General features: G+C 63.7%; 23 protein-coding genes and 1 pseudogene. 4 read left to right on the forward strand and 20 right to left on the reverse strand.

Annotated features, from left to right (window positions below; genetic code table 11):
* The 15 genes and pseudogenes from ACK5NW_RS02085 to ACK5NW_RS02155 form a co-directional block, all read right to left on the reverse strand.
* Positions 1 to 238, reverse strand: a pseudogene (locus ACK5NW_RS02085) (hypothetical protein); the annotation flags it as partial.
* Positions 239 to 264: 26 nt separating this feature from the next.
* Positions 265 to 1374, reverse strand: a complete 1110-nt coding sequence (locus ACK5NW_RS02090; RefSeq protein WP_416924595.1) for a TIGR03749 family integrating conjugative element protein — start codon at positions 1372 to 1374, stop codon at positions 265 to 267.
* 41 nt (positions 1375 to 1415) lie between these two features.
* A complete protein-coding gene (locus tag ACK5NW_RS02095) occupies positions 1416 to 2222 on the reverse strand; it encodes a PFL_4703 family integrating conjugative element protein (protein WP_416924596.1) in 807 nt (268 codons plus the stop codon).
* Positions 2219 to 2704: a TIGR03750 family conjugal transfer protein gene (locus ACK5NW_RS02100; RefSeq protein WP_416924597.1), complete on the reverse strand. Its 486-nt coding sequence runs from the start codon at positions 2702 to 2704 to the stop codon at positions 2219 to 2221. Before ACK5NW_RS02100 ends, ACK5NW_RS02095 begins: the two co-directional genes overlap by 4 nt.
* 6 nt (positions 2705 to 2710) lie before the next feature.
* Positions 2711 to 3112, reverse strand: coding sequence for a DUF2976 domain-containing protein (locus ACK5NW_RS02105; RefSeq protein WP_416924598.1), 402 nt, complete (start codon positions 3110 to 3112; stop codon positions 2711 to 2713).
* An 80-nt stretch (positions 3113 to 3192) separates the two neighbouring features.
* Entirely contained in the window at positions 3193 to 3423 is a 231-nt protein-coding gene (locus ACK5NW_RS02110) for a DUF3262 family protein (RefSeq protein WP_416924599.1), read from the reverse strand.
* A 31-nt stretch (positions 3424 to 3454) separates the two neighbouring features.
* On the reverse strand, positions 3455 to 3805 hold the full coding sequence (locus tag ACK5NW_RS02115) for an RAQPRD family integrative conjugative element protein (RefSeq protein ID WP_416924600.1): 351 nt from the start codon (positions 3803 to 3805) through the stop codon (positions 3455 to 3457).
* 59 nt (positions 3806 to 3864) lie between these two features.
* Positions 3865 to 4653: a TIGR03747 family integrating conjugative element membrane protein gene (locus ACK5NW_RS02120; RefSeq protein ID WP_416924601.1), complete on the reverse strand. Its 789-nt coding sequence runs from the start codon at positions 4651 to 4653 to the stop codon at positions 3865 to 3867.
* Positions 4650 to 6932: a type IV conjugative transfer system coupling protein TraD gene (gene traD, locus ACK5NW_RS02125; protein WP_416924602.1), complete on the reverse strand. Its 2283-nt coding sequence runs from the start codon at positions 6930 to 6932 to the stop codon at positions 4650 to 4652. Before traD ends, ACK5NW_RS02120 begins: the two co-directional genes overlap by 4 nt.
* Positions 6929 to 7099 (reverse strand): hypothetical protein, encoded by a 171-nt coding sequence (locus tag ACK5NW_RS02130; RefSeq protein ID WP_416924603.1) that lies wholly within the window; start codon positions 7097 to 7099, stop codon positions 6929 to 6931. Before ACK5NW_RS02130 ends, traD begins: the two co-directional genes overlap by 4 nt.
* Positions 7056 to 7412: a DUF2859 domain-containing protein gene (locus ACK5NW_RS02135; RefSeq protein ID WP_416924725.1), complete on the reverse strand. Its 357-nt coding sequence runs from the start codon at positions 7410 to 7412 to the stop codon at positions 7056 to 7058. Before ACK5NW_RS02135 ends, ACK5NW_RS02130 begins: the two co-directional genes overlap by 44 nt.
* 79 nt (positions 7413 to 7491) lie before the next feature.
* Entirely contained in the window at positions 7492 to 8367 is an 876-nt protein-coding gene (locus ACK5NW_RS02140) for a transglycosylase SLT domain-containing protein (RefSeq protein ID WP_416924727.1), read from the reverse strand.
* A gap of 5 nt (positions 8368 to 8372) precedes the next feature.
* The gene (locus ACK5NW_RS02145) at positions 8373 to 8924 is read right to left on the reverse strand and encodes a hypothetical protein (protein ID WP_416924604.1); all 552 of its coding nucleotides are present in this window, start codon (positions 8922 to 8924) and stop codon (positions 8373 to 8375) included.
* Entirely contained in the window at positions 8921 to 10183 is a 1263-nt protein-coding gene (locus tag ACK5NW_RS02150) for a hypothetical protein (protein WP_416924605.1), read from the reverse strand. Before ACK5NW_RS02150 ends, ACK5NW_RS02145 begins: the two co-directional genes overlap by 4 nt.
* Positions 10180 to 10797 (reverse strand): hypothetical protein, encoded by a 618-nt coding sequence (locus tag ACK5NW_RS02155; RefSeq protein WP_416924606.1) that lies wholly within the window; start codon positions 10795 to 10797, stop codon positions 10180 to 10182. The genes ACK5NW_RS02150 and ACK5NW_RS02155 overlap by 4 nt, the downstream gene beginning before the upstream one ends.
* A gap of 783 nt (positions 10798 to 11580) precedes the next feature.
* Here ACK5NW_RS02155 and ACK5NW_RS02160 point away from each other — a divergent pair.
* From ACK5NW_RS02160 to mobH, 4 genes are all read left to right on the forward strand, one after another.
* Positions 11581 to 12330, forward strand: coding sequence for a hypothetical protein (locus ACK5NW_RS02160; protein WP_416924607.1), 750 nt, complete (start codon positions 11581 to 11583; stop codon positions 12328 to 12330).
* A complete protein-coding gene (locus ACK5NW_RS02165) occupies positions 12327 to 12866 on the forward strand; it encodes a hypothetical protein (RefSeq protein WP_416924608.1) in 540 nt (179 codons plus the stop codon). The genes ACK5NW_RS02160 and ACK5NW_RS02165 overlap by 4 nt, the downstream gene beginning before the upstream one ends.
* An 11-nt stretch (positions 12867 to 12877) precedes the next feature.
* Entirely contained in the window at positions 12878 to 13291 is a 414-nt protein-coding gene (locus ACK5NW_RS02170) for a hypothetical protein (RefSeq protein ID WP_416924609.1), read from the forward strand.
* 231 nt (positions 13292 to 13522) lie between these two features.
* Positions 13523 to 15862: a MobH family relaxase gene (gene mobH, locus ACK5NW_RS02175; protein WP_416924610.1), complete on the forward strand. Its 2340-nt coding sequence runs from the start codon at positions 13523 to 13525 to the stop codon at positions 15860 to 15862.
* Positions 15863 to 16206: 344 nt separating this feature from the next.
* Here mobH and mmsB read toward each other — a convergent pair whose 3' ends face one another.
* From mmsB to ACK5NW_RS02200, 5 genes are all read right to left on the reverse strand, one after another.
* Positions 16207 to 17115: a 3-hydroxyisobutyrate dehydrogenase gene (mmsB, locus tag ACK5NW_RS02180; RefSeq protein ID WP_416924611.1), complete on the reverse strand. Its 909-nt coding sequence runs from the start codon at positions 17113 to 17115 to the stop codon at positions 16207 to 16209.
* Between the two features lie 47 nt (positions 17116 to 17162).
* Positions 17163 to 18305, reverse strand: coding sequence for an enoyl-CoA hydratase/isomerase family protein (locus ACK5NW_RS02185; RefSeq protein WP_416924612.1), 1143 nt, complete (start codon positions 18303 to 18305; stop codon positions 17163 to 17165).
* Positions 18306 to 18326: 21 nt separating this feature from the next.
* On the reverse strand, positions 18327 to 19493 hold the full coding sequence (locus ACK5NW_RS02190) for an acyl-CoA dehydrogenase family protein (protein WP_416924613.1): 1167 nt from the start codon (positions 19491 to 19493) through the stop codon (positions 18327 to 18329).
* A 131-nt stretch (positions 19494 to 19624) separates the two neighbouring features.
* Positions 19625 to 20026 carry a lysozyme inhibitor LprI family protein gene (locus tag ACK5NW_RS02195; RefSeq protein ID WP_416924614.1) on the reverse strand — a complete coding sequence of 134 codons (402 nt, stop codon included), beginning with the start codon at positions 20024 to 20026 and terminating at the stop codon, positions 19625 to 19627.
* Complete coding sequence (locus tag ACK5NW_RS02200) at positions 20004 to 20318, reverse strand: YdhR family protein (RefSeq protein ID WP_416924615.1); 315 nt, start codon at positions 20316 to 20318, stop codon at positions 20004 to 20006. Before ACK5NW_RS02200 ends, ACK5NW_RS02195 begins: the two co-directional genes overlap by 23 nt.
* Positions 20319 to 20339: the final 21 nt, after the last annotated feature.

The raw sequence follows: 20339 nt of genomic DNA on the forward strand, positions 1-20339 counted from the left end.
GGCTGACATCGCGGCGCAGCTCTTCGTTGCTGGTGGCCACGGTGCGCAGGGTTTCAGCCGGGGTGTCGTTGTCCGCGCCTGCCGTCTTGGGCAGCTCGGCAGGCGCGGGCACGGCCGCGAGGTCTTCACCGGCCTTGACCGGCCCCGAGCCGGAAAACTGCTTGTAGATCACCGTGCCCACGATCATCAGGCCGACAATGGCTATGAGTGGAATCAGTTTGTTGCTGCTGCTGGCCATGGGCGTGTCCTCTTTCCTGTCCTTGATCAGTAGGCCGAAGCCATGCAGGCATCGAAGGCGCGGTCACAGACCAGATAGACCGCCGTGGTATCGGTGTCCGTTCCCGCCGGGCCGATACGCCCGTGCTGGGCCGTGGCCGACAGCCAGCGGCCCCGGATGTCCTCCAGTGGCAGCTCCAGCGGGAAACGTGAGCGGTTGGTCACGCGCACCGCCGTGACGTACAGATTGGCCGCGCGCCACTGGCCGAGCGGCACCGTCTCCACCGCAATGCCGCGCATCAAACCCGGCACCGCCTGGGTGCTGACTTCCATTTGCTGCACCCCCGGCGTGGCCCAGGCCAGACGCCGGGGCGCGTAGAGCTGGCGCGCGGCGTGCCGCGTCAGCTCCACCATGTCCACCGCTGGCTGCCCAGCGGTGGATGGCTGCGCTGTGCTCGCGCTGCTTGCCGCTGGAGCTGCCGCATTGCCCGCAGCCGGCAGCGCATCGACCGAGAACACCTCCAGCTCGGCGCGCGCCGAGCTGGTGCCCGGCCCGGCCACCAGATCCATGGGAATTTGCTGGCCGGTATCGATCAGCTCGGCGACGATGCGGATGGTGGTAAAGGGCACCAGCGCCGTGGCGTAGATGGTGCGGTCGATGACCTCCAGGCGCGCCACCTGCGCCATGTCGGCCGGCACATGCAAGGCGGCAGGCGCGGGCAGGGTGATCAGGCGCTCGGTGCCCACCGGCAGGGGGACGCTGATGGGCGAGCGCTCGAACACCGCGCGTTCGACCCCGGCACGCACCGCCGCTGCGCCTGGCGGTGGACGGCGGGTGCGCCGGGCCGACTGCGCGGCCTGCGCGGCCTGCGTGGCCACGCCAGCGGCTGCCGCAGGCTCGCCCACTGATGCAGCAGCGCCCGCAGCCGCTGGCGCAGCAAACTCCTGCCCCAGATCGACCGGCGGCGCGGTGCCCGCCGCATTGGGCGCACTCACCGGGTCGGCCTGGATCAGATCCGGCGGCACATGGCGCAGCGTGGCTGGGCTGACGGCGCTGACTTGCTGCGCTGGCGCAGCCGATGCATGCAGCAGCATGCCCAGCGCAGCAGCGCAGCTCCAGAACCTGGCCGGCGGGTGAAAGATGTTCAGCTTGTTCATGAGATGTGGCTGCTATGGGGTAGGTAATGGAAGGCTGCGGATCAGGGCTGGGAGGCCGGGTCTGCTGCGGCAGGCACGCGCTGGAGCGGCACGGCCTCGGGGGCGGCATTCGGATCGACGGCATCACCCGTGGTGCGCGGCAGCGCTGACGGCGTCACCGCGCCAGGCAGCTCGGCCTCGGCCTTGCCTTCGGTCACCGCCTGCACGTCACGCACGTCCAGACGGGCCGGGCGGTGCGCGCCGTAGCAGTCGATGGCCAGACGCCAGGGGTTGCGCTCGCGGTCCACGTCGTAGCGCACGACCCGGATCGGGTAGCGGATGAAAGCGTCTTTGACCGGCTGCCCCCGGAAAGACTCCATCAGTTGCATATCAATGAGCACCGTCCAGGCCGACGGGCCATCGGCTACCACGCGGTTGCTGGCAAAGCCAAAGCCCGGGATCTCGGTCATCTGCCGGGTGCGCATGCGCAGCTCACCGGCGTCGGAGCGGGCCTGCAAATCGCTTTGCAACTGGGCGCGGCAGGTCGGCGTCAGATAAGCCTGGAGGCGATAGATCTGCTGGCCGTAGTCCTTGGAGCCATCGGCCTGCCAGCGGTTGATCTGCTGCCAGATGTAGTAGGCAAAGCTGTAGACATTGGTGTCCGGCACCGGCGACTGACCATCGGTGACGCTGAGCTGGCTGCCTGCCTTGATGTCTGGTGCTAGGTGCAGCTCCAGGTGCTTCGGCAGGCTGTGCGCGTAGAACATGCCCATGGCGCTCAATACGCTGATCACGCCAATGACCTTCAGCAAGTTGGCGTTTTGGGCGCGGGCTGCCGCCAGGGCATCCAGATTCTGCTTGCTGCTCATGGCGTCGAGGAAGGGGAAGATGAAGATGAAGGGAAAGCCTGCGCGGGCCGCTCAGCCCTGGGGTGCAGGGCGCTGACCAGCGACAGATCCAGCGTGCGCCCCAGACCCCAGAACCCGTGGTAAGTCATAAACCGGCTTTTGGCCAGGCCGCGCCCAGCCAGCCACAGGTGGATGGCATGGCTGTAGTAGCCATCGGGCCTGCCGCGCTTGATGCGCGCCAGATACAGCGAGGCGAACCACAGCACGGCACCGGTGCCAAAGATGGCCAGAATCAGCATGAACTGCCAGTAGCCGGTGGCGGCATACACCACCGCGCCGGCCAGCAGGCAAAGCGCCAGCGCCACAGCGCCGATGACCTGCGCTTCGGTCACGGTCATGCCGTGAAGAATGGCCGGCTCGACGTTGACCCGGTCTGTGACCGGCGCGCGCTGCAGCGCGGCCTGAGCCTCGGCGTCGGCCTTGCGGCGCTGGTTGGGCGTCATGGCGGCTTATTCCAGCGTCTTGATGGCAATCGTGGCCATGAGCACCAAAAAGGCGGTCAGCACGGCGGCCATGATCATGTATTCCTTCAGATCGGCCATCTCGGCGCGGCCCATGGAATAGGCGCGCCACTTGCCCAAGGCGCCCATGATCACGTACACGAAACCCATGGCCACCAGCACCAGGGCGACGATGCCGACACCGGCCTTGAACCAGGCCCCCATGCTGCCCAGCCAGTCGCCATCGGTGACCGCCGCGCCGCCGATGCCGGTGCCCGGCGGGGTGACGGTGGGCAAAGCGGCCAGCACCGGGTTGCTGGCCAGCATCACGAAGGGCAGCAAGGCTGCGCGGGCCAGTGCCTCGCGGCCGCGCGCTGCGCCAGCCTTGAGTTGAGCGAGGGTGTTTTTCATGGATGAGAACTCCTGTGTAGAGGTATGGAACAGGTGGCTTGGGAAACAGGGAAGTACGGCATGTTTGTGCTGCATCGGTGCTACATGACTACGAACAGCGTTAGGCCCACGATGATCAAAAGCTGGACCACGGCGTTGATGATTTCTGAGTTGCTGATCTCATCCTTGCTGCGGGCCTCGGCCAGTTGCACCAGAACCCACACTGCGCAGACCAGCACCACAGCGATGGCCATGAGCATGAGGGTCCACTTCATGGTCACAGGATCGATGCCGGATCCGGCCCGGAAGGCTTGGCGCATGGCTTCGTTCATGGTGGGCCTCGGCGGCTTGGGTTCCTTGGGTTCACTGGCGGTAGTCGCCGCGCAGCGGGGGCACGGGACGCGGCTGGCGCGGCGCATCGGCGTGGCGGTCGATGCCCTCGCGCAGCAGCTGCAAATCGCTTTCCAGCCAGTCGTAGCGGAACTTCACGCGCTGGCCCGTGGGTGCCTGAGCGGCGGCATCGGCCACCATCTTTTGCACCCTGGCCAATTCGTTGGACAGGCGCGCCAGGTGCTCGCGCTCCATCTCATCGTCCGTGGCCTGCGCTTGTGCGGCCGTGGCACCTGCGGCCAGCAGCAAGGCCAGCAGCCAGGCCCGGCGTACCCGCCCACCTGCGCAAGATTGAGTGGGGATGGCGAGAGAGGCTTGAGACATGGGAATTGCTCCTTCAGAATCTGTAGGAATAGGGGTCGGAATCAGGGTCGGCAGGTGTGTCACAGGTACTTCTTGAAGCTGGCTACCGTGGTGGACAAGGTGGCGGCCACCAGCACGGTGAACACCAGCACCATGTAGGCCGGGTTGAAGCCCCCGAAGGGCCAGGCCAGGTACAGACCAAACCCGCCGGTCAAGGCCCAGGACGTGTAGCGCTTGGCGTGGTGGTAGACGAACGAGGATTCGCGCCCGCCCTGCCAGCGGCGCAGATCGCGCCGCACCAGGCCATCGACGCAGCCCATGACCAGCGCCAGCAAAAAGGCAGGCAGGGCAAAAAACGCCACCGAAAGGCGCAGCAGCACGTCCTGGCCAACGTACATGCTCATCACGGCCCAGCGGGTGAACAGCTCGCCAGCCGTGCGCGTGGCCTGGCGCAGCCCGCGCTGCATCTGGTTGCTGGATTTGGCAGGTGGGGTGTCTGCTGGCTCAGCGTTGTGGGTGGTGGCATCGCCATCTGGCCCATGAAACCGTTCATAGGCCCGTAAGACACCCAACCGCTCGTAAGGCCAGCGCACCCAGGTCACGATCTGGCGTGCGAATGCGCCCGTGTCGTCGACCAGCAATGAGCGTGGCGCGGCCGCAATGTAAGTCAGATCCTGCGCCACCAGGCGACGGCTGTGGTTTTCGCCTTCGTCTTTCCAGAGGGTGTAGCTGCCCGTGATTTCGATCATCACGCCGATGAACCAGCTGAATGCGGCGACAAAAAACAGACCCAGCGCGACCTCGAAGATCAACTCCACTGGCCCGCGCGTGCGCGCCCGCGACGGTGGTTTTGCTGCCGGCGCATTCATGAGGCGTGTCCCATGACCTGACCGAGCACGGCGCTGTTTTGCAGCGCGTCAACGGGTGCGGCTTCAGAGGCCGCTTGCGCCTCTTCGGTCTGGCTTTGTTCGGCCAGGCCGGTGTCGATCAAACCAGCGCTGGCATCGCCCAGCGGCTGACCACTGAGCCAGCCGCCCACCGGCCCCAGCCAGTCGGTTTCCCTGGCCCACTGCTCGCTGGTGCGGTAACGCTGGCGCATGTCCGAGGCCACCTTCTTGAGGGAATCGGGCACGAAGGCATCGCCGCGCGAGTCGGCCAGTGGAATCCGGATCTTGAAGCGCCGGTTGCCTTCGAGCAGCGCAAAGGCCTGGCCCTGTGGCAGCTCCAGAATGTCCGCGGCCTCGATCATCGGCACCTTGGTCTTGGTCACGATGTCGTCGTTGCGGCTGGTGAAATCCACGCCCGTGCCCTGCGCGGCGGTGTCGGTGACACCGCTCATGGGCGTCAGATGCACCACGTCGACCTGCGGCACCTGCTCGGCCAGCAGGTTGGCGGTGGTGACGCTGCGCACGCGCAGCATCACCAGGTGGTTGAAGTTGTCCAGGATCTGGCCGGCCTTGGCCTTGTCGCCGACCTTGGCCTCGATGTCGAACATGGACTGGGTGTAGGCCGTGATGCGGAAACCAGAGCCACCGAGCTTGTTGACCATGGGCACGAATTCCGGCCCGGCGATCTCGTTGACCTCATCGAAGTGGCAACAGACCTCGGGCAACTGAAGCTTGCCTTGCGGGTCGTGCGGATCCAGGCCGGTCTTGTAGAGCTTGCCGCCGACACTCACCAGGTCGGCCAGCATGGAGTTGCCCACGGCAGACGACACCACCGCGTCGGACAGCGCGTCCAGGCCGACGTAAACGATGCCGCCCTGGCGCATCACCGTCATCCAGTCGAAGATGGGCCGCGTATCGGTGGGATCGAAATAATCCGGGCTGATGAGCTTGCCCACGGCACCGGTGGTGAGCTTTTCCAGGAATGGCCCGAGGCTGGCAATGATCTTCTCGTAGAAGCTGCGCTCATAGCTGAAGGCAGCTGCCAGGCCGGTGAGCACCTTGTCTTCGAGCTTGGTCTCGCGGATCCACAGGAACATGGCCACCAGCTCGGGGTTGCGGTCTTGCAGGCTGCGCGGCACGGGAATACCGCCCTTGACGCCGATCTGCGACTGCAAGCTGGCCACTTTGTCTCTCCAGTCGACAAAGCGGCCCTGCGCGGCCAGACCCTCGAACGTCATGGTGGCGTAGTCCATAAAGAGACCGTCGATGCCGGTCACGTCTTTCAGCAGCGATTCGTAGGTCGGCACGCGGCCCAGCGCCACCTGCGCCTGCGCCACGATGTTCGAAAAGCGCCAGGAGAATTCCTTGAACGCCGCCGAGTTGCCGGAAGACGGCAGCGCATTGGTGGCCCGCGTGGCCACTTCCGTGATGCGGGCGAAGTTGCCGATGCCGTTGTAGCGCGCCGAGATCTCCGGGTAGCCGAGGTGGAACAGGTAGAACTGCTCCAGCCGGCCGACGCGCTTGGCTTCGGCGTACAGGCGCAGCATCAGATCGGCATCGCCCTTGGGGTCGATGACGATAGTGACTTTGCCCGCATGGATGTCCTGCGTAGCCAGCAATTCCAGCAGGCGCGTCTTGCCCACACGCGTGGTGCCCATCACGATCATGTGGCCGTTGCGCGCGCTCTGGCGCAGGCCGATCGGCACTTCGTTCAAGACCCCCACACCGTGCAGCATGGGCGAGCCGCCCAGATCCGGGAACGGATGCAGCGGGTTCCACCAGCCTTCGCGCCGACTCAGCCCGGCCAGCGCACGGGTGAGGGCACCTGGCGCGGGCAGGGCCGCACGCTCTTGCAAGGACAGGCCCAGGCGGCGCATCTGCAGCTCCAGGCCGCCTGGCGTCACGAACGGCTTGGCGTCGACCTGGATGGCATCGCGCTTGCGCTGGGTGTGCTGCTGCGTCCACTCGAAGCCATCGCCCAGGTACAGCCTGTCGGGTGTCACGGGCAGCTTGGATGGCGCGACACGCGTCACGCTGTAATACTTCATGCCGTGCTGGTAGCGCATGATCATGAGCGCCTGGCGCATCCGCAGCCAGCCAAACCAGCCGGCGATGGCAGCGGCCACCCAGCCCAGCAGCGGCGGCATCATCAAGGCCCAGGGGGCCACGATGGCCACCAGGGCCACACCCCAGGCCACCGCCGTGCTGTACAGCTCGATGGGCGGGCGCAGCAGACCTTCGAGGACGGCATGGTTTTTCATGGTATGGCCTTCGCAGGGCTGGGCGCGGACGACGGGACGTCCTGCGTGGCCATGCCGTCCAGGCCGATGAACAGCGGCAGCACGCGCACCCCCTTGGCCAGCAGCTGGGACTCCAGCCAGGCGTCAGGCTCGGGCGCGATGGGCAGTCCATCGGCGGCGCGTTGCATGTGCTTGAAGTCCGCTGGCGAATCCGCGTCCAGTACCAGTGCCGCGACGCCGCGCGCGCAGGGCGGGCAGGTGGATTTCAAGCCAGTTTTGCGACATGGGATCCGCGCCCAGCAGGGCCATGGGCTGGGTCAGCCATTTCGGATCCAGTACACGAACGGGGTGCGCCAAGCGTCCCACGACCAGGCGTGAACGCAGCGGAAAGCGCATGCTCTCGATCACACCCGCCTGATCCGCCCCCGCCACCAGGTGAGCGGTGTAGACGGACATGGGCACAGCAGGGCCTGCATCAATGGTGTCCAGTGAAGGCGGCACCTGCGTGTCTGTTTGCGCGAAAGCCTGCGGCAGCGGCCACCAGAGTGCCGCTGTCAGGGCCATCAGCATGGGCATGGTCTTACGCACGCCGCGCCCCCCCTGTCAGCAAGCCGGGCACGTCCACGCCCAGCCTCGCCAGCCGCTTGAGGGTGGACTCGGCATAGCGCCTGCCCCGGCGGCGTTGCTCGGCTGTGCCGTTGCTGCCGGTGTGGTACAGCGCAATGGCCTGGTGCCAGTCGCGCCGGGCATCAAAGTGCCCGCGCAGAATCTGCGCGCCCACGGCCAGATTGGGATATGGATCGAGCGCCCGCTCGAAACTGAGCAGCTTGTCGTGGTGCCAGTGCCAGTTGACCTGCATGGCTCCGCAGTCGACGTTGGTGATGTGGGCATTAACGTGGCGCTTCAAAGCGGCCAGCGTGTCCTTATAGGAGGCAAAGCGCTGCCCTTGCCCGCGCACGCACAGCGTCCAGGGATAGGGCAGGGCGCGGTTGCCAAACTTGAGCTGTGACTCCTGCAAGGCCACACCGTAGAGCAGCCAGGGCGGAATGCCAAAGCGCTCGCCCGTGCGCACGTAGGCGCGAGGCGGGTTCTCGCGCAGTGGTGGCAGCCTGGCCTGGCCTGCCGTGCCCGATGTGCCGGATGCGCCGGATGCACCCGCCGGGCCGGGCAGATGGCGCAGGCGTGCGCGGGTCTGGACTTCCGGCTCGAAATCCTGCGTGATGCGGGGGGCGATGCGCACCTGCCGCACCTGCGCTGAAGGCAGTGACTGCCCGGCCTGCCTTGGTGCAGTCAGCCTTGGCTCAATGCGCCCGATCTGATCGGCGGGATAGGGCATCCAGGCGCTGAGGGCTGAAACCTGTGCGGCCCGCACGCCCGGCGCGCCCAGGCCCAGCCAGGCGGCGGTAACCGCCAGCAGGCGCCGACGCACCTGATGCTGATCCATGCGCTGATTCATGGCGGTCACGGCCTGCGCCCTCCGGCAGGCTGTGGCGTTGCGCGCGGCAGCGCGCTGGCCGCTGGGTCAGTCACCAGTCCACGCGGCACGCCCAGCGCATCGGCTGCGCCGATGCTGGCATTGACTTTGGGCAAGCCCGTGTAGTTGACCACCGGCTCGCCTGGGTACATGCGGGCCATGGCCTCGATGAATGCGCTGTTCCAGGCCAGCGAGCGCTCGACGTCGGCGTGCAGGGCGCGGGCGAACATCTCAGCGTATTTGCGCCGTTCGGCGTCATTGCGCGCGTGGATGCCCAGCGCCTCGATGGGCGAGAGGTTCTCCACAGAAAACGACTTGCGCGGGCCTTCCATCAACACCTTGGCGCGCACCATTTCCTCGGCGTTCAACCCCCAGATGCTGGCCAGCAGCTGCTCGCGCTGATCCAGCACCGAGTAAGACTGAATGGCGCTGCCTTCCTGAATGCGCGCCTGCTGGGTTTTTGCAACGGCTTGCTGGGCCTGGGCTGCGCTGCCCAGCGCTGCCAGGGCAAGGGCTGCGATGAAGAGCCGCACCGTCATGGACGCCCCCCTTGTTTTTTCATGTCCAGCGTCACCGTGCCGGTGCCGGTGGCGAAAGTCGCCCGTTGCGCAGCCACGTCGACCGATTGCAAGGTGATGCCATTGAAGGTGTCGCCCACGGCCAGCACCCGGCTTCGCTTGTCGCCCGGCGCGTTGGTGCCAACGACGATGGACGGCTGGCCGTCCCAGAGATCGACGGCCAGCAGCTCGGCCTGCAGCTCTGGCTTTGGTGCCGGTGAGGATTTCTTCCGTGGTGGTTTTTTCTGTTGCTGATGGCCGTCGGTGGCCTGGCCCGTCGCGCGGGTGCGTGCGGCAGTTTGAACGGGCGCGGATGCCGTGCCCGCCTGCTGTGAAGCCGGGCTTTCGGCCCGCGCGGCAATTTCGCGCTCCAGCGCCAGTTGCAAGTTGGTGATGCGGCTCTCGGCCAGACTCAGGCGTTGCAGCAGCTCGGCAGTCTCGATGGCCCTGGCGGCCTGGATCTGGGTGGCCGCTGCATCGGCGCGGTCTGTGCTGACAGCAGCGCTGTCATGGTCGGCTGGATCGGCCAGTCTGGATGCCATCGCTGGCTCTGAAGCCGATGAGGCGGGCTGTGGGATCAGCGCGGGGGGCGCAGACGATGCAGACTGATCGGACTGATCGAGCTGATCGGACTGTGCTGCCTTAGTCTCATTCACAGGCGTGGGTGCGGGCAGGGAAGGCGCAGATTCCGCAGGACTGCCTGCCCCTTGCGGGTTCGACAGACCTTCATCCGGCGTGGCCAGCGGCAAATCCTTGCTGATTTCAGGTGCCGATGCAGTGGCCACTGTGACGGGCTTCTTGACCGCAAACAGCGCCCGGTAACCCAGGTAGCCACCGACGGCCATCAGCAACAGAAAAAACCCCAGCACCAGGGCAGAGGCCCCGCCTGATGATGCGGTGCCCTTGAAGTCCGGCCCGTTGCCAGCGTCGTTATCGTCATCGTCATCGGCGTCGTCATCGCTACGTCGTGACAGACCCAGACGGGCCAGAAGTGACCAGCCTTTGCGGCGATGGCCCAGGCCAAACTCGGCTTCAAGTTCCTGGCCTTCAGGTTCACGGGGTGCGCCTGAGCTGGCCTCCAGCCGGGCGCGTTCTTCGTCTTCGATCAGCTCCTGCTCACGATCGCGCACCTGCTGGACGCGCAACTCAGCCTGGCGCAATGTTTCCCGCTCGCGCGCTTGCTGCTCCTGGACGCGGCGCTGCTCATCGGCTGCGGCCTGCTGATCGTTGGTGTCCATCATTGCGGCACTCCATCGCCCGCTTCTGGCATGGCTGAGGGCGGTGGCGCGTCTGTCGTCGCAGCCGGTGGTTCAGCGCCCACCTGCCCGGCCATGCCGGGTGGGCTTGCGGACGTACTCGACGGAGCGCCCGCGCCCTTGCCGCTTTCAGTCAGCGCGGCCATGGAAGGTGCCATGGTGAACCAGAGCAGTCTGCGCACTGGATCTTGTTGCCACACCCAAGTCTCGCCGAGCAAGACCTGTAACACCTCACGCACGCGGTATGGCCCGAGGGAACGCTGGGATTCCGGCAGGGGCAAGTCCAGAAAACGCGCTGCGTCAGCCGACAGGCTGGAGCGCTGCACCAGCCGCCATCCGGTACGCACCAAAGTGTGATCCACCGCATCACCCACGGTGCGCACGGTCTGGCGCGGGTAGGAAATCTGCACGAACACCTCCAGCGGCCTGGAAACCGTCCGCGCAGGCTTGGCCAGCGCTGTGGTGTAGCGGCCCACCTGCATTTGCTGCCCATCGACCACGCGGCCCGCAAAGGAAGAAGTCGGCTCGGCAGCCTGGGCCATGCCGGTGCCAGCAGCCACAAAGGCAGCAGCGCAGATCAGACGAAACAGCAGGTGCATGGTGTCGCTCAATAAAGAAAGCCCGGCCAGCTTGCGCTGGGGCACCATTTCCGGCTGAGAAAGGGAGGATGGAGTACAAGGCAAAGCACAGCCGTCAACGAACACCGTATCCGGGCAAAAACACTTGAAGGTTCAAGCGTCGCCAAAGAATGAGGACAAGTTTTACGAATCGGCCAAACGAGCGCCAGTGATCAGCGTCGTTACGTAACAGACGCTAATCGCTTGACGGAGGCTGAAAATTGTGCTTGGTAAATTTTGCGCTTGATCTTTGCACGCAACATGAAAAGCATCCCATGGGGCAGCTGGTGTGTGTTTTGGAAAGGCTGGGCCAGCCAGGGGCGGCTGACCGACAGGGAAACGGCGTCCTACGGGTTAATGGCCCAATCCAAAGGGCCGCGCGTTCTCCTTACAGTCGTCGCCCGCGCGGGAAACGGCCTACGGGGACGGGCAGAGGGCTTTTTACGGGTGAGTGGCCCAGCAAAGCGGGCGGGGCCGCTTTGCTGGGCGTGGGGTGACGCAACCAGTCCTTAACACCAGCACACCCTGATGCATCTTCAGGCTCATCAGGAAGCTGACGCAGTTTCACTAGCACAAGTAGAGAACTGTTTCAAGCGATTAGCCTCCGTCACGTGACGCACGCCAATCGGCTGACATCAGCCAGGTCGCTGGGCAGTATCGAAAGGGCTGCTGGCTGAAGCGCCGTTTCTTTGAAGCTGGTAGCACTTCTGCACACCAACTTCAGGGGAAATTCCAGTGAATCAACTTAAAACAATTGCATGCACGATGCTGCTGGCCACCGTCTCGCACATCGCCTGGGCCGCACCGGCATCCGTGTCATGCAATGTCAGCCAGCCCAACATCTTCAACACCGGTTTCGATGCTGCCACCTCGGGCGTGCTGGCCGATGGCAGCAACGATGCAGTGTGGGAAGTGGCCACGGTTCCAGGTACGGTTACCTCGGCGCTGGCCAGCCTGCCATTGACGCTCACGTATGCGCCAGCAATCTTGGGATCGAACGCATCGGCCTGGAGCACGTCTTCATCATCCAGTGCACAGTGGATCAGCCTGGAGCATGCCTCGCACCCTGACAGCGGCGACTGGTTTTACCGCTACACCTTCGATCTGGCTGCAGATTCTGACCCAGCCACGGTCAATATCGCCATGAATTACCTCGCCGACAACCAACTGGCGCAGGTTTGGGTCAATGGGGTGGATCAGGCTGTCGCAGGTATTCCCCAATCGGGCGGCTACGACGGTTACAACCATGTGGGATTTCAGGCCGCTGGCATGGGCGCGGCCACACTCAGCACTGGGTTTGCGCATGGCCTGAACGAGGTGGTCTTGCGGGTGCAAAGCGCACCGTTTGCTGAAGGTCTGCTGATCGATTCGGTGCTGACGGTGGCCTGTCTGTCCATGTCTGGCCCTGGTGCATCGAATGCACACCCTGTGCCCGCTGTGGATGGCTTGAGCCTGTGGCTGCTGGGCCTGAGCGTCGGTTTTGCAGGCTGGCTGAGCGCACGCCGCAAGGCATGAACGCTTTGCCCAGGCTGCGCAGTCAACAGGAGCTGGCCATGCCCGCGCCAGAGTGGCCCCACTGGGGGCGTGACCAACTCGATCATGCCCATGCTCTTTACGCCATTGCCGCGCATCTGCGCAGCCTGGGCCTTGAAAGCTGGCTGCCCCGCCTGACGCGCTGGCTGGGCCATTACGACGGCTTCGAGCATTACGTGGAGCCAGAACACGACCCGTGCCTGTGCGTGCGCGATCTGCTGGCCGGGTACGTCATTGGCCGTCCAGCAACTGCCGCATCGATGAACTGGTTGGACAAGCCCGGTATGAGTCTCAAGATGGCCCTGGTGCAGGATATTCTGAAGCTGGACTTCATCTATTACCGCGCTTATTGGGGCCGTGGCCTGGTGCACGATCCGGATGCCCGTGTGTGGAACCCATTGGCGCAGCCCTGGATGAGCTTTGTCGAGTCGGGTGGGGCAGGGCAGGAGCTGTTCTCCTGGCGTGCCGAGTTGGATCCTCAGCCTGCCCTTGAGGAGCACCTGGCGGTGCTGTTGTGAAGTGTTGTGAAATGACAAAGCTGGACTTCACCGCAGAGCTGACTGAGCTGCTGTTCTTTGCGGGCGAGACTGCCATGGCCATACGGATGTACAGCGCCTACACCAACTGCTCGCCTTCGGTCTACCTGCAAATACCGAGCGATCCTGCCAGGGAAGCCACGGATTTGATGTGGCTGTCCGACGCACTGCACCACTTCAGCCGTTTGGGCAGGGATTTGCGCCAAGGCAATATGGCCCGCATTCTGGATACTTGCGATGATCTTCTGAGCATTTTTGCGGCCTATGCCGCCGATGCGGACGGCGTGGGCCGCAAAGCGCCGCCCAGACCGGTCTTTCAACTGTGGCAATCATCGTTCGTGGATCTGGAGCTGGTCATGCGGGCACTGGCCAGCATTCGATTCAAGGTAGTTGCCTTCATGGAGTGAACTTGACAGTGGTTGATACCAATTCACCACGGAGTATCCTTTCACCCCTTATTGAATCCCCTGTGTTTTAGCAGCCCAAGCATGATCCGCCCACGATGGCTCCAATTCCTGCGCCGTGCAGCGGGCTTGCGCGCTGCTCATCCTGCTTTGAGTGTGCCGAACTCCCAGAGTGCGCCCAGCAACGCGAAGCCAGCATTGGCCATAGCGACCCCATCCTCTGTCCCTGTACAGATGGAAGGCACCCAGCGCGGCTGGCTGCGCGTGCTGCCAGCCCAGGATCTGCTGGCCGGCCTGCGCGCCGATGACGCAATCGAAGCGCTGTGGCGACAGTCGCGCTTGGCCGATGCGGTCTGGCAACGCGATTTGCTGAGCGCGCTGCACCGCTACGCCGAATTCGTGCAACTCATGCCAGCCTCGGAATCGCACCACCATGCCCACGCCGGTGGCCTGCTGGCCCATACCCTGGAGATGGCCCTGGCAGCGGTAACCTGGCGCAATGGCCACCTGCTGCCTGCTGGTGCCAGCATCGAGCAAATCGATGATGAACGCGATGTGTGGACGTATGTGGTGTTCCACGCCGCTTTGCTGCACGACATCGCCAAGCCCATGACCGATCTGCGCATCAGCTGGCGCGCCGCCCAGATGCCCGAGGCCCTGCGCTGGACACCGGTGGCGGGCAGCTTGCTGCAACTGACGCGCGGCCGCGCGCAGCCCGAGTACCTGGTCGAATTCACCCCCAAGTCGCAACGCGACTATGGCGCGCACAGCCGTCTGGCTGTCACCTTGCTCAGCCAGATCGCTGCGCCCACGGCGCTGTCGTTCATGGCCCGCACGCCCCAGGCCATGGATGCGTTGGTGCAGTATCTGTACGGTCATGACAAAACCAGCCTGGTGGCGCGCATCGTCAGCCGCGCTGACCAGGCATCGAGCAGCAAGGCCCTCAAGCAGGGCAGTCGTGCCCGGTTTGAAAGCGCCACCAGCGTGCCGCTGATCGAGCTGCTCATGGGCGCGCTCAAGGCCATGCTCAAAAGCGGCACCACCTTGCCGCTGAACCGCAACGGCGCAGCAGGCTGGGTCTACGATGATTCGGTGTGGCTGGTGGCCAAGCGGGCATCCGATGCCGTCAGGGCCTGGCTCAAGCAACACGCCCCGGACGAAGGTATTCCGGGGGACAGCAAGAACGACCGGCTGTTTGACACCTGGCAGGAATATGGTTGCATCCAGCCCAACCCGCAGACCGGGCAAGCCATCTGGTATGTGGTGGTGCACGGCATGGGTTTAGAGGAAGCTGGGGCAGGGCAGGCAGATCAGCCAGGGCAGGGCGCTGGCGCATACTCGAACAGCCTGAGTATGCTGCGCTTTCCGCTGGCCAAGCTGTATGACGATGCCAGCCAATACCCGCCAGCCATGAACGGGCGCATCGAGATCAAGGACAAACGGCCTGCCAAGGACGACAGTCCGGAGGCTGTAACAGATCAGGATGCCCAGGATCAGGCGCACACGGCTGAAGCAGTGGCCAGCAGGCAGGATGCTGAAGACACCCAGGAAGCTGCCGCAGTCTCCAGCGTATCGGCCCAGGCTGCATCCGCACCGGCACCCGCATTCGCATCTGCATCCGACAAGCCCACATCTGCTGCAGGCCAACTCAAAGCGATGCGTGCGCCGGGGTTCAATCAGCCCAAAGCTGCTGCAAAGCCGAGTGCGGGCAATAAACAGGAAGCTGCCGCAGGGCAAGGGCATGTGAAGCCAGCCAAGCCGACCAAGCCCAAAACCGCTGACTCCAGCGAAATTACCATAGGCGGCGGCATCGATGGCTTTGATGCTGAAGACGACTGGCTGGACGATGAAGATGATGCGCGTCTGGTGGCCACGCTCAAGACGCCCGTCAGATCCACAGGCAAGCCCACCGGTAAAGCCACCAGCAAGCCGCCCAAAACTGCGGCAATTTCAAAGCCCGAGGCATCACTTCCGCAACAGCAATCAGCGCACGCCCAGAAGCCGTCCCAGACGCCGCAAACAATCAAGCCAATCGCTGCAAAGCCGATCGGTGCAAAACCCAAGACAGAGACTCTGCACCCGGAGCCAGAACCATTGGTCATGGCCCGCAGCGTGCCTGATCCGGTGGTGCTCATGCCCAGTCTGCCTGAGTTGCCGCAAGATGCCACCAAACGCAAGGCCGAGCCAACTGAACTTGCCTTGGCCTTCATTCAGTGGTTGCAGCAAGGGCTGGCCAGCCGGGAGCTGAAGTACAACGAATCAGGTGCATCGGTGCATTTCACGGGCGAAGGCCTGGCCCTGGTCTCACCCTTGATCTTCAAGCTGTATGCCCGCGAGATTGGCCCCGAGGCCGACGCGGACATGACCGGCCTGCAAGTTCAACGTGAGGTACTCAAGGCTGGCTGGCACATGATGGTCGCCGCCAAAGGTGCGGGCAAAGTCAACATCGTGCGCTATGAGGTGCTGGGCCGTGGCGGCACGGCAGTGGCCAAGTTATCCGCCGTGGTGCTGCTCGATCCTGAGCGATTCGTGCTGCCGGTGCCGCCAGCCAATCCCGTGCTGAAGCTGGCATAGGTTCAATGAGGTCTAGACGTGTCAGAATGTGACAAGAGGCTTAAAAAAGATCGTAGCGTTGACACCGCCTGCAGTTTGTGATTACATTTGCTGGGTGTGCAGTTCGTCGAGGAAAATTTCTGGATATTTGAGGTTGAGACAATTTTGATTGAAGTACAGTAGTCCAAGGAACCAAAGGGGTTCCTTTTAATAGTGATTTTTACTTCATACGATGTATATTATGTTAATAAATATCTTGGTTGTATTCAAATTAAGTGAAGCACATGCTCAGATTTCTGTGCACGCAGATCACAAGCGCAGACCTGCATGCACAGGAGTCACATGTCACATCTGCGCCCGTTTTCTTAGCCTTTTGCCACCAGCTTGACCACGCTGGAAAAGTCAAGTCCGCCTCGGCCAGCTTGTTTGTTCAGTGCGTACAGGTTGCGGGCCAATTCGCCCAACGGGATGGCACTGCCGACGCCCATGGCGGCTTCGACGGCCAAGCCCATATCTTTGAGCATCAGGTCATTGCCAAAGCCGCCGCTGTAGCCGCGCGACGCAGGGGCATTTTCCAGAACGCCGGGCCAGGGGTTGCAGACTTCGGTGGCCCAGCTTCGGCTGGTGCTGACGGCCATCATTTCAGACAGGGTCTTGGCGTCCAGCCCGTGTGCCACGCCCAGGGCAATGGCTTCGCCAGTGACGGCCATGATGACGCCCAGTGCCATGTTGTTGCACAGCTTGGCCACCTGCCCAGCACCTGCTGCGCCCATGTGAAAGATGTTTTTGCCCATGGCTTGCAGCACGGGGCGCGCACGCTCCAGTGCCTCCGCATCGCCTCCGACGATGAAGGTCAAGGTGCCTGCACTGGCCCCCGCCACGCCACCAGAAACGGGGGCGTCAATCATGGCCACGTCTTTGGCTGCGGCTGCTTGCGCCACTTTTTGCGCTGATGCCGGGGCGATGGTGCTGCAATCAATGACCAGCGCGCCTTTTTCAATGGCGTTTAAGACGCCCTCCCCGGCACCGCCCTGCCCCAGGTACAAGGCTTCCACGTGGCGGCTGGCGGGCAGCATGGAGATCACGACTTGCGCGCCACGCACGGCGTCCAGCGCGGATGCAGCCACTTCGGCTCCGGCCTGACGCGCAGCAGCAATGGCGGTTTCGCTCAGGTCGAATGCCTGCACGGCATAGCCAGCGCGCACCAGGTTGGCTGCCATCGGGCCGCCCATGTTGCCCAGGCCGATGAATGCAATGCGGGGAAGTTGGCTCATGGTGATGTCTCCTCTCAAAGGGTGGTTTCAAATCAGGAAAAAAAAGATCAGGCCAGATCGGCCAGCGGGTGCGAACCGTCAAAGCGGGGGCGCAGGTGGTCATCGATCCAGTCCGCAGGCATTTCGGCCAGCGTGGCGGGTTGCCAGCGCGGGGTTTTGTCTTTGTCGATGAGCAGTGCGCGCACGCCTTCGGCAAAATCTTCATGGGCGCAGCAGCCCACGGCGGCCTGGTATTCAAGCCGGAAAGATTCGGCCAGCGATGCCCGCTTGCAGCGCTGCTGCAGCGCCAGCGCCAGCGCGGCGGACGTGGGCGAGCCTTTGGCGAATGCGGCACCGGCCTGGGCCAGCCAGGGGTCTGCATCGCTTTGCAAGACGGCCAGACGCGGGGCCATATCGCTTAACTGGTCGTGGTCGATCACGGCGTTGATGCGATCCAGGTGGGTGCGCAGCGGCGATGCAGGCAGGCTGATGCGGGCATCGCCCGCCAGACGGTGGATGATGTGCGCCAGTTGCGCGTCGTTGGCTGCGCGCGCGCCCTGCCCTTGCCAATGGCTGGCACTGATGCCGTTCAGCAGCAAGGCATGGTCTTCAGGGCGCAGCGCAAAGTCGGCCAAACCGCCAAACAAGGCATCGGCAGCGTTCAGCGGCGCGCCGGTCAAGGCCAAAAAGGCACCCGTGCGGCCCGGCATGCGGGATAAAAACCAGCTTCCGCCCACATCCGGGAACAGGCCGATGCCAATTTCGGGCATGGCCAGCCGGGTCTTGGGCGTGACTACGCGGTGCGACGCCCCGGCCATCAAGCCGATGCCGCCGCCCATGACGATGCCGTGGCCCCACACTAAAAACGGTTTGGGAAAGGTGTGGATGCCGTAATCTAGGCGATATTCGCGCTCAAAAAACTCTTCGGCGTGGGCGGGCACGGCTCCGGGCTGGCTTTGGTGTAACTGGCGGATTTCTTGGGCCAGTTCAACGATGTCGCCACCGGCGCAAAACGCTTTGTCACCCGCCGCGTCCAGCACCACGCCCGCCACCTGCGGGTCTGCCGCCCAGGTGGCCAGTTGCGGTTGCAGCAAATCCACCATGGCCAGCGACAGCGCGTTCAGGCTGGCTGGGGCGTTGAGCGTGGCACGGCCAAACACGTGGCCGCTGGCGGTGGGCAGGGTGTTGAAAAGAACTGGGGCTTGAGACATGCGAATAACGTACCAGCGGGTTTATTGCAAAAAATCGGTCGAATCGTCTTGCAGCAGACGGCGCGAGATGATGACGCGCATCACCTCGTTCGTACCTTCCAGAATCTGGTGCACGCGGGCATCGCGCAGCAGGCGCTCGAGTGGGTATTCGCGGATGTAGCCATAGCCGCCATGCAGTTGCAGCGCGTCGTTGACGATGCCAAAGCCCGCGTCGGTGGCAAAGCGCTTGGCCATGGCACAAAAGGTGCTGGCATCGGGCGCACCGCTGTCGAGCTTGAAGGCGGCCAGCCGCACCATCTGGCGCGCGGCCACCAGGTCGGTCGCCATGTCGGCCAGTTTGAATTGCAGGGCCTGGAAACTGGCCAGCGGTTTGCCGAACTGTTTGCGCTCGTGCATGTAGTTGCGCGCATGGTCCAGCGCGCCTTGCGCCGCACCGACCGAACAGGTGGCGATGTTGATGCGCCCGCCGTCCAGCCCCTTCATGGCAATCCGAAAGCCCTCGCCTTCTTGGCCCAGCAGGTGGCTGGCCGGAATGCGCACGTTGTCAAAGTTGATCTGGCGCGTGGGCTGACTGTTCCAGCCCATTTTTTCTTCTTTCTTGCCATAGTGAATGCCTTCGGCGTTGGCGGGCACGGCAAAGGCAGAGATGCCCCCTGCCCCCGAATCGGCGTCGCCCGTGCGTGCCATCAGCACCAGCACGTCGGTGCTGCCTGCGCCGCTGATGAAAGCTTTGCCACCGTTGATGACGTATTCACCGCCTTCCAGCCGCGCACGGGTTTTGAGCGAAGCGGCATCCGAGCCTGCGCCGGGTTCGGTCAAACAATAGCTGGCCAGTTTTTCGCCCGCGCACAGCACTGGCCCCCATTGATCCCGCACTTCGGGCGTGGCCCAGGTGCCCAGCATCCAGGTGGCCATGTTGTGGATGGTGATGAAGGCCGCAGTAGATGGGTCCACCGCCGCCAGTTGCTCGAACACCAGCGCTGCGTCCAGCCTTGGCAGCGCCAGTCCGCCTGCGGCTTCAGGTGCGTACAGGCCGCAAAAGCCCAGTTCGCCCGCTTTGGCAATCGCTTCGCGAGGAAAGATGGCTTCAGCATCCCATTGGGCGGCGTGCGGGGCCAGTTCGGTTTGCGCAAAATCGTGCGCGGCCTGGGCAAACGCACGCTGCTCTTCGGTCAGTTCAAAGTCCATCCGCTGCTGTCTCCTGAAAATAGCTATAACTTACATAGCTTTCTACGCAATAACCACAAGCGCTAGATGCCAATTTATTTTGCAAAGATACCAACGCCACACAGATGACCCGTTGAAACAATGGGCCAGACTCACTCCACCGTATAACCGTCCATCAACCAGCGGCGCAATTCCTTGTGCCGCCGCAGATCCTGCTCGATCATGCAGGCGTGATGTGGGCTGGCCTGGGATGCGTTCAAGTTGGCTCCGGCTGGTGCTGCCTGATTGCACTGAGCGCGCGCTGTGCGTCGCCATTCGTTTTGGTTGCTGCGCAAGGCAGGCCGTTCGTGCGCCGACAGAATCAGCAAGATGTCGCCATACAAGGTTTCAGTGGCATCGCGCACGGCTTCAAAATCCTGAAGCGAGCAGTTTTCGGTGGTGCAGCCCAGGCTGTTCGCCGGGATGTCTGGCTGGGCATAAACTGCGTTCGTGCCCAAGGCGAACAAGGCTGTCAGCAGGCCCAGGCGGGCTTTAATCGTCGGCAAGAATTTCATGTGTCAGATTGTCCACCACCACCGGACTGCTGAAGTAGGTGACCTGGGGTTCGGTTTGGTACTTTTCGCGCACGAAGGCGCGCCACTCCTCGGTGTACAGCGCCAGGGCATCTTCACGACGTTTCCACAGGTAAATACCGCCAGCGGTCTTGCCGTCTTCGGACAGCACATAGCACTTGCGCACCAGGCCCGGTACCGCCTGGTACCTGGGCGCGGTGCTTAGAAAGATGCCTTTGGCTTCTTCCCGTGTGATGGCCTTGGGCAAGGCAAATGTGGTGATGGTGGTAATCACAAGCCCACTCCTTACGGCGCG

Source organism: Ottowia sp., from assembly GCF_047975795.1.
Lineage (GTDB): Bacteria > Pseudomonadota > Gammaproteobacteria > Burkholderiales > Burkholderiaceae_C > Ottowia.